This is a genomic window from Enterocloster bolteae (genome assembly GCF_002234575.2).
GTDB classification, from domain to species: domain Bacteria; phylum Bacillota; class Clostridia; order Lachnospirales; family Lachnospiraceae; genus Enterocloster; species Enterocloster bolteae.
Genome location: NZ_CP022464.2, coordinates 1,422,181 through 1,435,990 on the forward strand (window position 1 = coordinate 1,422,181; position 13,810 = coordinate 1,435,990).

At 48.0% G+C, this 13,810-nt stretch carries 12 protein-coding genes; 10 read left to right on the top strand and 2 right to left on the bottom strand.

Going from position 1 to position 13,810, the window contains the following annotated elements; translation table 11 throughout:
* Positions 1-10 precede the first annotated feature (10 nt).
* The 4 genes from srtB to CGC65_RS06695 all read left to right on the top strand — a co-directional run bounded on the left by srtB (position 11) and on the right by CGC65_RS06695 (position 3,765).
* Positions 11-919 carry a class B sortase gene (gene srtB / locus CGC65_RS06675; protein WP_002565458.1) on the top strand — a complete coding sequence of 303 codons (909 nt, stop codon included), beginning with the start codon at positions 11-13 and terminating at the stop codon, positions 917-919.
* 313 nt (positions 920-1,232) lie between these two features.
* Complete coding sequence (locus tag CGC65_RS06685; protein WP_002565456.1) at positions 1,233-2,177, top strand: transporter substrate-binding domain-containing protein; 945 nt, start codon at positions 1,233-1,235, stop codon at positions 2,175-2,177.
* Between the two features lie 44 nt (positions 2,178-2,221).
* Entirely contained in the window at positions 2,222-3,025 is an 804-nt protein-coding gene (locus tag CGC65_RS06690; RefSeq protein ID WP_002565455.1) for an amino acid ABC transporter permease, read from the top strand.
* Positions 3,022-3,765: an amino acid ABC transporter ATP-binding protein gene (locus CGC65_RS06695; protein WP_002565454.1), complete on the top strand. Its 744-nt coding sequence runs from the start codon at positions 3,022-3,024 to the stop codon at positions 3,763-3,765. Before CGC65_RS06690 ends, CGC65_RS06695 begins: the two co-directional genes overlap by 4 nt.
* A 187-nt stretch (positions 3,766-3,952) precedes the next feature.
* Here CGC65_RS06695 and CGC65_RS31225 read toward each other — a convergent pair whose 3' ends face one another.
* Positions 3,953-4,117 carry a hypothetical protein gene (locus CGC65_RS31225; RefSeq protein ID WP_002565453.1) on the bottom strand — a complete coding sequence of 55 codons (165 nt, stop codon included), beginning with the start codon at positions 4,115-4,117 and terminating at the stop codon, positions 3,953-3,955.
* A gap of 106 nt (positions 4,118-4,223) precedes the next feature.
* Entirely contained in the window at positions 4,224-5,840 is a 1,617-nt protein-coding gene (locus CGC65_RS06700) for a CTP synthase (RefSeq protein ID WP_002565452.1), read from the bottom strand.
* 238 nt (positions 5,841-6,078) lie between these two features.
* Here CGC65_RS06700 and ftsH point away from each other — a divergent pair, with 238 nt between their 5' ends.
* From ftsH to CGC65_RS06730, 6 genes are all read left to right on the top strand, one after another.
* Positions 6,079-8,232 carry an ATP-dependent zinc metalloprotease FtsH gene (ftsH, locus tag CGC65_RS06705; RefSeq protein ID WP_002565451.1) on the top strand — a complete coding sequence of 718 codons (2,154 nt, stop codon included), beginning with the start codon at positions 6,079-6,081 and terminating at the stop codon, positions 8,230-8,232.
* A 218-nt stretch (positions 8,233-8,450) separates the two neighbouring features.
* The gene (locus CGC65_RS06710; RefSeq protein ID WP_002565450.1) at positions 8,451-9,089 is read left to right on the top strand and encodes a phosphoribosyltransferase; all 639 of its coding nucleotides are present in this window, start codon (positions 8,451-8,453) and stop codon (positions 9,087-9,089) included.
* Positions 9,090-9,364: 275 nt separating this feature from the next.
* Positions 9,365-10,123 (top strand): 3-oxoacyl-ACP reductase family protein, encoded by a 759-nt coding sequence (locus tag CGC65_RS06715; protein WP_002565449.1) that lies wholly within the window; start codon positions 9,365-9,367, stop codon positions 10,121-10,123.
* Positions 10,124-10,156: 33 nt separating this feature from the next.
* Complete coding sequence (locus tag CGC65_RS06720; protein ID WP_002565448.1) at positions 10,157-11,650, top strand: sugar ABC transporter ATP-binding protein; 1,494 nt, start codon at positions 10,157-10,159, stop codon at positions 11,648-11,650.
* 12 nt (positions 11,651-11,662) lie between these two features.
* Complete coding sequence (locus CGC65_RS06725; protein WP_002565447.1) at positions 11,663-12,643, top strand: ABC transporter permease; 981 nt, start codon at positions 11,663-11,665, stop codon at positions 12,641-12,643.
* A gap of 95 nt (positions 12,644-12,738) precedes the next feature.
* Positions 12,739-13,803: a sugar ABC transporter substrate-binding protein gene (locus CGC65_RS06730; RefSeq protein WP_002565446.1), complete on the top strand. Its 1,065-nt coding sequence runs from the start codon at positions 12,739-12,741 to the stop codon at positions 13,801-13,803.
* Positions 13,804-13,810 lie beyond the last annotated feature (7 nt).

Below are 13,810 nucleotides of genomic sequence, written 5' to 3' on the forward strand. Positions count from 1 at the left end.
ATAATCATTTATGGATCAGAAAAAAGGAAAAAGCAGGATACGGGGCGTCATCATCCTGGTTTTACTGGCCGTGATGCTGGTAAGCGGTGCCATGAGCATCCACAGCTGGATAGAGGACAAGAGGACCAGGGAGGAATATGAGCGGCTGGCCGAACTGGCCAGGGAGACTACTGCGCAGCCGTCCACGGAAGCAGTGACAGAGCCCGGGACAGAGGAACCGGAGACAGAGCCCTATGTATCTCCCATCAATTTTGAAGAGCTGATGAAGGAGAATCCGGATACCATCGGATGGATCCGGGTGCCGGATACCAACATTGATTACCCCATTGTTCAGGGAGAGGACAACGATTTCTATCTGAATCATGATTTTTACGGCAAGGAGAATATTGCGGGGGCCATTTACCTGGATTTTGAGAGCCAGGGAGATTTTGTGGGACGCAATAATGTGCTGTACGGCCATAATATGAAGAACGGAAGCATGTTCAAGGACGTGAACCGGTACAAGGACGAGGCGTATTTTAAGGAGCACCAGTTTTTCAGCATCTACACCCCTGACCGGGAAATCAGGTTAAAGGCAGTGGCCGCCTACTACGGGGAGGCCCAGCCTATTGTGCGGAAGACCAGGTTCAAATCCCAGGAATCCTTTGACGCCTTTGTGCATGAGATGGTGAAGCCGTGCAGCTACGGCGTCGAGATTACATATCCGGCCAGGACCCTGTACACCCTGGTTACATGCAGCTACGAAATCAATGATGCCAGAACCTTCCTGTTTGCCGTGGAGGTGGATGAGGACGGAAAACAAATCCAGCCTGATGATGTATTCTTACAGCGCATGGATGATCTGATGGGTGACAAGGCACAGGAGACAGCCGGGGAAACCGTTCAGGAAACAGCGGACAGGGCAAAGGAAAGCCAATAGCAGGAAATGATTATATATGACAGCCATGAATTCCCAGTTAAAGGATTTATGGCTGTTTTTACAATTATTTATACCTTTTTCCTGCATAAAAAAACGTATTTGGGTATTGGAAAACAGAACGAGTTATGTTATACTTAGCACGTTAGGCGCATATATGCTTAAGAAAGTAAAGTGCGCCATGTTTAATAGGGCAAGGTTTTAGCTGTTTGGGATTGCCGGTCATCAGATGACAGTGGAGTCATACCTGTGAGGATGGGTGTGGCTTTTTTCTTAGACAGTAAAGCCTGGAATATTTTTAAGAGGAGAGATTATTATGAAAATGAGTGCAAAGAAAGTTTTAGGCCTGGTTCTGGCCGGCGTCCTTGCTGCCGGTTCTTTGACAGCATGCGGCGGAGGCGGCACAGCGGCAACAACAGCAGACACAAAGGCAGAGGCAACAACCGCAGCCGGCGATGCCAAGGCAGAGAGTGATGCCGCTGCAGACACCACAGCAGCAGACAGCGGAGAGAAAAAGACGCTGCGCGTGGCCATGGAGTGTGCATATGCGCCTTACAACTGGACCCAGCCCGATGATTCCAACGGCGCGGTTGCCATTGCGGACAGCAATGAATTTGCTTACGGATATGATGTCATGATGGCAAAGAAGATTTGCGAGGAACTGGGCTATGACCTGGAAATCGTACGTCTGGACTGGGATTCCCTGATTCCGGCTGTTACCACAGGTCAGGTTGACTGTGTTATCGCAGGACAGTCCATTACTTCTGAGCGTCTTCAGGCAGTGGATTTCACTGAGCCATATTACTATGCAACCATCGTTACCCTTGTAAAGGAAGGCAGCAAGTACGCGGATGCCAAGAGCGTGGCGGATCTTGCAGGAGCCACCTGTACTTCCCAGCAGAGCACCATCTGGTACAACACCTGTCTGCCTCAGATTCAGGATGCCAATGTCCTGGCGGCCACTGCCAGCGCTCCCGATATGCTGATGTCCTTAAACGCTGACAAGTGCGACCTGGTTGTTACAGACCAGCCTACAGGCAAGGGCGCTCTCATCGCTTATCCTAATTTCAAGATGATTGAGTTTGGCGGCGGCGATGCTGATTTCCAGGTGACGGATGAAGATATCAATATCGGTATTTCCTTAAAGAAGGGGAATACAGAGTTAAAGGATGCCATTAACAGCGTTCTCACAAAGATGACAAAGGATGACTTCTCCAAGATGATGGATGAAGCTATCTCTGTTCAGCCTCTGGCAAACTAAGCTGCCGTCAGGCGAAAGTACGTGAAAGAGTAAGGAGAAGGGATATGCCAACAGATTTTTTCGGCCGTGTTATGGTCGTATTCAACCGATACGGTATGTCGATGCTCCAGGGCGCAGGCGTAAGCCTTAAGATTGCCCTGGTAGGTACCCTGGTGGGCTGTATCATAGGCTTTGCCGTGGGTATTGTCCAGACCATACCAAGTGAGCGGGGGGACAACCCGGTTAAAAGGGCCGTGCTCTGGGCTGTGAAACTGATTCTGAACGCCTATGTGGAGTTTTTCCGCGGAACGCCCATGATGGCCCAGGCCATGTTCATTTATTACGGGCTTCTGCCCATGTTAGGAATTAATATGTCTATGTGGGGCGCCGCCTATTTCATTCTTTCCATCAATACAGGCGCTTACATGGCTGAGACAGTCCGCGGCGGAATCCTTTCCATTGACCCGGGCCAGACAGAGGGAGCAAAGGCCATCGGCATGACCCATGTACAGACCATGCTCTATGTGATTCTGCCCCAGGCCCTGAGGAATATCATGCCTCAGATTGGCAATAACCTGATTATCAATATCAAGGACAGCTGCGTGCTCTCTGTTATCGGCGTTACGGAGCTGCTGTATAAGACAAAGGCTGCTGCGGGAGCCCTGTACATGAATTTCGAGGCATATACCATCACCATGATTATATATTTCATCATGACATTCACCTGCTCCAGAATCCTTCGATGGTGGGAAAACAGGATGGACGGCGCGGACAGCTACGACCTGGCCACCACCGACACCCTGGCCCATACCAGCGGTATGTACCGGTTCCCGGATGAAAAGGATAAGAAGAAGGAGGATGCGCGATGAAAGGAGACAGGATATTAGAAATCCGTCATTTGAGCAAAACCTTCGGTACCAATCCTGTGCTTAAGGATATTGACTTTTCAGTCAGCAGCGGGGATGTGACCTGCATCATCGGCGCGTCGGGTTCCGGAAAATCCACACTGCTCAGATGTCTGAATCTTTTGGAAACGCCTACCACAGGCGAAATTATGTACCATGGAACCAATATTGCCGATAAGAAGGTCAATGCGCCCCAGTACCGCTCCAAGGTGGGAATGGTGTTCCAGAGCTTTAATCTGTTTAACAACATGACTGTTTTGGAGAACTGTATGATCGGACAGGTCAAGGTGCTTAAGAAGAACAAGACCGATGCCCACAAGAATGCCATGTATTATCTGGAAAAGGTGGGAATGGCTCCCTATATCAACGCCAAGCCCAGACAGCTTTCCGGCGGACAGAAACAGAGGGTGGCCATTGCCAGGGCATTGGCCATGGAGCCTGAGGTGCTGCTGTTCGATGAGCCCACATCGGCACTGGACCCGCAGATGGTGGGCGAGGTGCTGGAGGTCATGCGCAAGCTGGCCGGAGAGGGCCTTACCATGATTATCGTCACACATGAAATGGCCTTTGCCAGGGATGTGTCCAGCCATGTGGCATTTATGGCAGGCGGCGTGATTGTGGAGGAGGGAGAGCCCTCACAGATATTTGGTGCGCCGAAACAGCTTCAGACCCAGGAGTTTTTAAGCAGATTTATGCATGGGTGACGGAGGCTGGCTGGCCGCGGCCGGCAGCAGGGAGTCCATATGGACCGCAGAACCAGGAAAGTAAGATAATGTGTAAGATGATGCATAGAACGATGCAAAAAACGATGTATAAAACGATGCATAAAATAAAACGGAGCAAAGGCTTAGGGGTCTCGGCTCCGTTTTTTTCATTTGGGCTGCCCTGTCATTATTCCCTGTCCGATGAAACAGCCTTGGTGACATATGGATAGAGGTCCTCATAGGCCTCCTTCTCTGCCTCGTCCTGGGGCAGGGAAGGAATCAGGCCGGTACAGTCCATGGTGGAGCAGGCTTGTATGTCAACGTCAAAATCGTCTTTTTTCTTGTGATCCATTTGGGATTCACCTCCTTGTGATGCGCTTATGATTGAATCTTAACCATAGTTTGCGCAAAGGCGGATGATTCATACTGGCAGATCAAAAGCAGGGCAGCCATTTTTGTCATACGTTATTTTTTGTTTTTTCTTTTAAAGCGGCTTCTACGAAACCTTTAAACAGGGGATGGGGCCGGTTGGGCCTGGATTTAAGCTCCGGATGGGCCTGGGTGGCAATGAACCAGGGATGGCCGGGGAGCTCTATCATTTCCACAATCCGTCCGTCGGGGGACAGGCCGGAGAGCATCATGCCGCATTTTGTAAGCACGGCGCGGTAGTCGTTGTTGACCTCGTACCGGTGCCTGTGGCGCTCATAAATAGTGGCTTCGCCGTACAGGCCATAAGCTTTGGAGGTCTTGTCCAGGACGCAGGGGTAGGAACCCAGCCTTAAGGTGCCGCCGATGTCCTCCACTCCGTTTTGTTCCGGCATCAGATGGATGACAGGATGGGTGGTGGCAGGATTCAGCTCCACGCTGTGGGCATCCGCGTATCCGGCCGCATTTCTGGCAAACTCCACAATGGACAGCTGCATTCCCAGACAAAGTCCAAGGAATGGTATGCGGTGTTCCCGGGCATACTGGATGGCGTGAATCTTTCCGTCAATGCCGCGGTCGCCAAAGCCGCCGGGAACCAGGATACCGCTCACATCTTTGAAGATTTCGGGGGCATTTTCCGGAGTGACTGTCTCGGAATCCACCCATTTGATGTGGACCGCGGCACGGTTGGCCACCCCGGCGTGCTTCAGGGCTTCCACCACGGAAATGTAGGCGTCGTGAAGCTGGATGTATTTGCCTACCAGGGCCACGGTCACATCCTGCTTTGGATGCTTCCAGGCCTCTATCATGGCCCTCCAGTCTGCCAGCTCAGGCTCCGGACAGGGCAGATCCAGGCATTCACAGGCGGACTGGGCCAGATGCTCTTCCTCCATTACAAGGGGTACTTCATAGAGCACGTCCACATCCAGGTTCTGGAGTACGTGATGTTTGGGAACATTGCAGAATTGGGCGATTTTCGTCTTGATGCCGTCGTCCAGGGGGAGTTCGCTGCGGCAGACTAGGATATCGGGCTGAATGCCCATTCCCTGAAGGTCTTTTACACTGGCCTGAGTCGGCTTGGTCTTAAGCTCCTCTGAGGCTTTCAGGTAAGGTATGAGAGTGACATGGATGATGCAGGTGTTGCCTGGGCCTGCCTCATGCTGGAACTGGCGGATGGCCTCTAAGAATGGCTGGCTTTCGATGTCGCCGACCGTGCCGCCGACCTCGATGATGGCGATTTCCGTCTCGTTTTCCGTGTAGTTGCGGTGGAAACGGCTTTTGATTTCGTTGGTAATATGGGGGATTACCTGTACGGTTCCGCCGCCGAAGTCTCCGCGGCGTTCCTTCTGCAGGACCGTCCAGTAGACCTTGCCCGTGGTGACGTTGGAATTCCTGGTGAGGCTTTCGTCGATAAAACGCTCATAGTGGCCTAAGTCCAGGTCTGTCTCGGCGCCGTCATCCGTCACGAAGACTTCTCCGTGCTGGACCGGGTTCATGGTGCCGGGGTCGATGTTGATGTAGGGGTCGAACTTCTGCATGGTCACTTTGTAGCCTCTGGCCTTTAACAGGCGGCCGAGCGATGCCGCAGTGATGCCTTTTCCCAGGCCGGAGACTACGCCGCCGGTTACGAATACGTATTTGACTGGCATGATGGGGATACCTCCTTTTCTTGTTGTGGATAGTGTGTGACTTGTTTGATATAGTATCAAAAAAATAACTGAAACATTATACATCCTCATTGAGAATAAATCCAGGACTTTTTGTAAAAATTTAAGAAAATTAATTGTTCTTTTCTTGATTTATGGGGAGACTGACACTATAATGGTAGAGAATGGGTTTTTGCTGGAAATTGATAGATGACCCATTCAGAGGGAGAATTTGTACAATATGGATAATAATAACAAACAGGACCCGAATATGAAAAGTAACTGGCAGACCATAACCATGCTGGTGGTTGCTGCCATACTTACATTTATCGTGGTCAGCAGTATGAACAACTATCTGAATTCCAAGAAACGTCAGGAGTTGTCCTATAATGAGTTCGTCCAGATGGTGGAAGCCGGCGAGGTGGACTCCATCAAGGTGGGCAGCACGGAAATCACGGTCATCCCTAAGAAGGGTAATACTAAGTATTCCCAGAATCTGGATTATTATGTGGTGAGACTGGAAGGGGATTATGATTTTGTCAACAGGATACTGGATAATAACGTGGTTACCAACCGTGAGAAGAGCGACAGCAGCACCCTTCTTCTGGTCCTGCTGAATTACGCTGTCCCATTCCTGTTCCTGCTGTTCCTTATGAACTTCACCATGAAGCGCATGGGCGGCGGCGGAATCATGGGCGTGGGCAAGTCCAATGCCAAGATGTACGTCCAGAAGGAAACCGGCATCACCTTCAAGGATGTGGCCGGTGAGGACGAGGCCAAGGAGTCGCTGACAGAAATCGTGGATTTCCTCCACAATCCGGGCAAATACACAAAGATTGGTGCCAAGCTGCCCAAGGGCGCCCTCCTAGTGGGCCCTCCCGGAACTGGTAAGACCCTGCTTGCCAAGGCAGTGGCAGGCGAAGCCCATGTGCCTTTTTATTCCCTTTCCGGTTCTGACTTTGTGGAAATGTTCGTGGGCGTGGGCGCGTCCCGTGTCCGTGATTTGTTTAAGAACGCCACTGAGAATGCCCCATGTATTATCTTTATTGATGAGATTGACGCCATTGGACGCAGCCGTGACAGCCGTATGGGCGGCAACGACGAGCGTGAACAGACCCTGAACCAGCTTCTTTCCGAGATGGACGGATTTGATTCCACCAAGGGACTTCTGGTGCTGGGCGCCACCAACCGTCCTGAGGTCCTGGATCCGGCCCTTCTTCGTCCCGGACGTTTTGACCGCCGCGTGGTGGTGGATAAGCCGGACCTGAACGGCCGTATCAATATACTGAAGGTACATTCCAAGGATGTGCTTCTGGACGAATCCGTAGACTTTAAGGAGATAGCCCTGGCCACATCAGGCGCAGTGGGCGCCGACCTTGCCAACATGATGAACGAGGCAGCCATCAATGCGGTTAAACACGGGCGCAACGCAGTGTCCCAGAAGGATTTGTTTGAGGCGGTGGAAGTGGTTCTTGTGGGTAAAGAAAAGAAGGACCGTATCATGAGCAAGGAAGAGCGCCGCATTGTATCCTATCATGAGGTGGGCCACGCTCTTGTAAGCGCGCTCCAGAAGCATTCGGAGCCGGTGCAGAAGATTACCATTGTGCCGAGGACCATGGGCGCTCTCGGATATGTTATGAATGTGCCGGAGGAGGAGAAGTACCTCAACACGAAGAAGGAGCTGGAGGCCAGGCTGGTAGAGCTGATGGCAGGCCGTGCCGCCGAGGAAATCGTATTTGAGACAGTTACCACGGGAGCGGCCAACGATATCCAGCAGGCCACCAACCTGGCCAGGGCCATGGTTACCCAGTACGGTATGTCTGATAAATTCGGCCTTATGGGACTTGAATCCCAGGAGAACCAGTACCTGACAGGCCGGGCCGTATTAAACTGCGGTGATGCAACGGCAGCCGAGATTGACCAGGAGGTCATGAAGATACTGAAGGATTCCTACGATGAGGCCATTCGCCTCCTGAGCGATAACAAGGATGCCATGGACCAGATTGCCGCATTCCTCATTGACAAGGAGACAATTACCGGCAAGGAATTCATGAAGATATTCCGCAGGGTTAAGGGTATTCCTGAGCCGGAGGAACCAAAAGAGGATGATGACAAAGGCACGGCTTCGCAGGAGCTTCATGCAAACCCGGAAACCCAGGCTGACCGGGGAGAGCGGGAGAATCAGGCAGAACAGGCCAATCCGCAGGAGCAGGTAAACCCAGAGGAACAGGCCAATCCGCAGGAGCAGGTGAATCCAGAGGAACAGGCCAATCCGCAGACACAGTCAAATCCGGGAAATCAGTCAGGACCGGAGGTTTCAGACAGAGGCAATGAGCCGGAGAAGAAAACCGAGGATACAGTGTGGAGTCATCCTGGAAATGACAGAAATCTGTAGCATTGAATCATAAAAGCAACAGGCGCCGGGGCTGCGGGGAAGCAGCCCCGGCGCCTGTTTTATAGGATGGAGGGAAGGACGGGAACATCGCAGGATGTTCGTAATTTTTAGCAGAAAATGGTAAGACAGCCGGATAGCCCTTGTACCAGGGAGGATTATTTAGTATAATAATACATATAGAAACCGATGTCCGTACCATTGTAAAAGGGGGCGTTTTTATGGATAATAAGTATGTTAAGATACATACCACCGGCTGTAATGCACCGCTTAAGGTTACACCGGGACACTTTGCCACCAACCATGCCCATATCAATTATTATCTGGATATGACCACCTTAAAGACCAGGCTCAGCGAGGCCCAGGAGATAGCAAGGAGCTTGTCGGGGCTGTTCCTCTATGACACGGTGGTAGATACCATTGTGTGTCTTGAGGGAACCCAGGTCGTGGGCAGTTTCCTGGCTGAGGAACTGACCAGCGCCGGTGTTCTCTCCATGAATGCCCATAAGACTATCTACATCGTGACTCCGGAGTTCAACAGCAACAGCCAGATGATATTCAAGGAGAACATACTTCCCATGATTCGGGATAAGAATGTCATCATCCTGACCGCGTCCGTGACCACAGGCCTGGCACTGAACAAGGGAATCGAGTCCATCCGGTATTACGGCGGCAATCTGAGAGCCATTACCGCTATTTTCAGCGCATTGGAGGAGCTTAACGGATTCAGAATTACATCTATTTTTGGCAGGAAGGATTTGCCGGATTATACGTATTATGACTACAGGGACTGCCCTCTGTGTAAGCAGGGACGGAAGCTGGATGCGTTGGTGAATGCTTATGGGTATACCAGTTTGTAGTGAGGTTTTGTGATATATATAGGATGCAGGTTAAAGCCGGGGAGTGAATGCTCTCCGGTTTTTTTTATTTTGCTCCAGCTTTAGTCTGGTTAAACCAGGACTTTTTTTATTGATTCTGATAATAGAACGTATTTATGCTATAAATTGCTGAAAATGGTCTTGATTTTTAGAAAATGTTATGCTATATTGACAGTAGAAACACTAATCATCATTGATGAGTAGTGAGGGGGTTTATTCATTTAATCCAATATGATTTGCAAGAGAGGAGCAAAAATATGAAATTAGAGGGGAAGGTTACTATCATAACAGGGGCTGGTTATGGTTACGGGATGAGCCGTGGATTTCCCGAAGCATTTGCCAGAGAAGGTTCTCATCTCTCACTAAATTATTATGGCTGTGATGACATGAAAATGAAGTTATGGGCGCAGGATATGGAAAAGTTGGGTGTACGGGTAATTTTGGCGCCGGGAGATATATCACAGGAGGAAACAGCTGAAAGGTTAATACAGCGTACCTGGGAAGAATTTGGGCATATAGATGTTTTAGTCAATAACGCTGGGATTACAGGCCCTAAATCTATAGTTGACATGACAATTGAAGAATGGGACAGAATGATAGCTGTCAACTTAAGAAGTTTTTTTCTGACATGTAAGTATGTAGTACCGATTATGATGAAACAGAAAAGGGGCCGCATTATTAATATTGCTTCACAGATTGCCCAGAAGGGGGGGACGGATCATTGCCATTATGCAGCGGCTAAGGCAGGAGTCATAGGTTTGACAAAATCACTGGCATGGGATTTGGGCAAATTTGGTATTAATGTTAATTGCATTGCACCGGGTCCTATTAATACACAGATGATGGAAAGCGTATCAGATGAGTGGAGAAAAGATAAGATGAAGGATTTGGCTATACCACGTTTTGGAGAGATAGAAGAAGTTGTACCATCTGCTATATTTTTAGCCAGTTCACCAGATGGAGATTTATACACAGGGCAGACCTTGGGACCAAACTGCGGAGATGTGATGCTTTAATTGATGTTACCATGGCTGGAGAAAGGGATAAATATGAATGATGTCTTGTTGGAAATGAAGGAAATCAATAAGTCTTATTCAGGAGTTCAGGTACTCCATAATGTTAACCTGAAAGTGCGAAAAGGAGAAATCCATGCGCTTATGGGAGAAAATGGTGCTGGAAAATCCACACTTATTAAAATTATTACGGGTATTGTACAGGCGGATTCCGGAGAGAAGACATATAAAGGGGAACCATTGAATATCAGTCATCCTTCCCAAATATACCATTATGGCATTGGTATCGTTCATCAGGAATTTAACCTGCTTCCGGATTTAAATGTTGCACAAAATATATTTATCGCGAGAGAACCAATGAAGAAGTTTGGTTTTGTAGATGAAAAAAAATCAGATCAGGATGCACAGAAATTGTTAGACAGACTTCAGCTTAAGATTGATATACATAAGAAAGTCATTCAGTTGAGTGTGGCAGAACAGCAGTTGGTGGAGATTGCAAAGGCGCTTTCGTACGATTGTGAGCTACTTATTTTGGATGAGCCTACGTCAGCATTAGCGGACTCAGAGGCTGAGGTTTTATTTGGTATTCTGGAACATCTCAGAGAACAGGGAGTTGCCATTATATATGTTTCCCATAGGATGAGCGATATAAAACGGATTGTTGACAGGGTAACGGTTTTGCGTGACGGGCATTTCATTGGAGAGCACCTGCTGAGTGATATCACAGAAGAACAACTGATAAGTGAGATTGTGGGCAGGAAACTGGAGGCATATTTCCCAAAGAAGCCGAAATATAAGAGGGGTGAGCAGACACTGGAGGTTAAAGGGCTTTCTGTAAAAGGCTTACTGGAGGATATTAGTTTCGAGGCTTATAAGGGAGAAATATTGGGAATTGCTGGTCTCATGGGTGCAGGAAGGACGGAATTAGCTCATGCAATATTCGGAAAATTGCGCCCGACCGCTGGTGAAATTATTGTTCACGGAAAAAAACAAAAATTTGATTCACCTCAAAAAGCCATCCGGGCAGGAATAGGATATACCACAGAGGACCGGAAGAGGGATGGCTTAATGCTCAATCAGGATATCAAGAGCAACATCCTTATTTCATCATATGACCAACTTGTCAATTTTTGGGGGCTGGTGAAAGAAGGAATGGCTAACAGGAGAACAGATGAATATATAGAAAAAATGAATATAAAGACCACGGGCCGAAATCAGAATATCGGTTCTCTGAGTGGAGGGAACCAGCAGAAAGCAGTATTAGCTAAATGGTTAAGCGCCAATGTAGATATTTTCTTTTTTGATGAGCCTACCAGAGGAATAGATGTGGGGGCCAAGATGGAAATTTACCAATTAATGTATACTTTGGTGGAAAACGGTGTGACCGTAATCATGATATCGTCAGAGTTACCTGAAATACTGGGAATGAGCGACCGGATATTAGTAATGAGCCATGGAAAGTTAGCGGCAGATTTAGATATCAGTGAGGCAACCCAGGAAAAAATATATTATTACGCTTCACAAGAATAGGAGGGGATACGAATGAAAGAAAAGACGCAGCAATTATCGGCTACCCATATTGGGGTTACAAGATTAAAATCAATCCTGGGAAAAGCAAGTATTTTATTAGGGCTGCTGCTGTTATGCACATTCTTCTCTTTTACGGCCAGGAATTTCCTTACACAGAAAAACCTGCTGAACATAGCATTGCAGACCTCTATTATTGCAATCGTTGCCATTGGGCAGACTTATACTATTACAGGAGGCGGTATAGACCTTTCTGTGGGTTCTGTGGTAGGACTTTCAAGTATCGTGGTATCTATGCTGCTTGTGCATGATGTAAGTATTCCTATAGCAATTCTCATGGCTATTGCAGCAGGCTTGACTTGCGGGGCAATCAATGGATTTATCATTGCATATGGAGGAATTGCTCCCTTTATAGCAACACTAGGTATGCTGAGCATTGCCAGAGGTATTGTATATGTAGCTTGTGATGGAGTGCCTATTACCGGACTGCCATCGGAATTCAGTGTCCTGGGAGCAGGAAGAGCATTTGGAACCATTCCTGTTCCAATCATAATCCTGTCGGTATTGGCAGTTGTTATGGGAATCATATTTCATAAGTCTAAATTTGGCAGACATATTTTTGCTTTGGGAAGTAACGAAAATACAGCATACCTTTCTGGTGTAAATACAAAAAAGGTGAAGTTTATGATGTATCTGTGTTGTAGTCTTATGGCAGCAATTGCGGGTATAATCCTGACATCCAGGGTGATTTCTGGTCAGCCTAATTCTGGAGAAGCATATGAGACTGACGCAATTGCAGCAGCTGTAATTGGTGGTGCGAGCATGTCAGGAGGTCAGGGCAGTATAATAGGGACATTAATAGGCGCGTTAATGATGGGAGTTTTAAACAATGGACTTAATCTGCTGGGTCTATCTTATTTTTATCAGAAGATTGCCATTGGTATGGTAATTATCGCAGCAGTATACATTGATATGTTGAGAAGCAGGAAAAAGTAATAGAGGGGAGGGTAGAGAGAGTACAGAAGTCTGATATTGATGTGAGTGTAGCAATGTTAATAATGTAAATGACAATGTGTAAAGGAGAGTAGCAAATGAAAAAAGTATGGGGTTTTACATTGGCGGCAGCACTGGTCATTAGTATGCTCGCAGGATGCGGAGCGCAGAAACAGGCGGAGGAAAAAAAGGATACAGCAGCGCAGACACAGGCACAGACGGAAAAGGAAAGCACTGCACAAAAGGAAAACGCTGCACCAACTGAGGCAAAAGAAGATGCGGAGAAGGTAATAGCGGTTATTCCGAAATCACTTTTGTTTGACTATTGGCAGTATGTAAGAATTGGGGCCCAGAGCGCTGGACTGGATGAAGGATATGCAATTGACTTCCAAGGGACCAGGACAGATACTGATTTGGAAGGTCAGGTAAAATTGGTTGAGGATTTTATACAGAGAGGTGTATCGGCTATTGTCATATCTCCTGTGAATCCCGATGGTATGGTACCAGTTCTGCAGCAGGCGGAGGATGCTGGTATTCCGGTTATTATTATGGATGGAAAACTAAATGCTGATTTTCCGCGTTCAACAGTAAGTACAAACGATGAAGCAGCAGGAAAATTTGCAGCGGAGAAATTAAAAGAGCTGGCAGGTGATGCAGGCGGAACGTTTGCAATTGTATCTGCAGTACCGGGCGCTGTACAGGAGGGCGGCAGGGAGAAAGGTTTTTCCGATGAACTGGGAACCTATCCAAATTACAAAATTATAGGTACATATTATGGTAAGGGAGACAGGAATCAGACTTATAATATCACACAGGATATACTGACGTCCAATCCTGATATTACCGGGTTCTATACGGTAAATGAAGGTTCATCGGCTGGTGTTACCCTCGGGGTGCGGGAGGGAGATTTAAAGGAAAAAATATTTGTTGCTTTTGACCCATCCACGGAAGTTCTTGACGCCATACGTGATGGTTATGTGGATGGTGCAGTGGCCCAGAATCCGTACCTGATTGGAAGAACTGCAGTGCTTAATGCCATCAAGGTATTGAATGGTGAAACAGTTGAGAAAAAGATTGATGTGCCGGTAACGTGGGTTACCATTGACAATCTGGATGATCCGGAAATTCAGAATGTATTGAAACCGGAAGAAGTCATTAAATAGAGGAGTA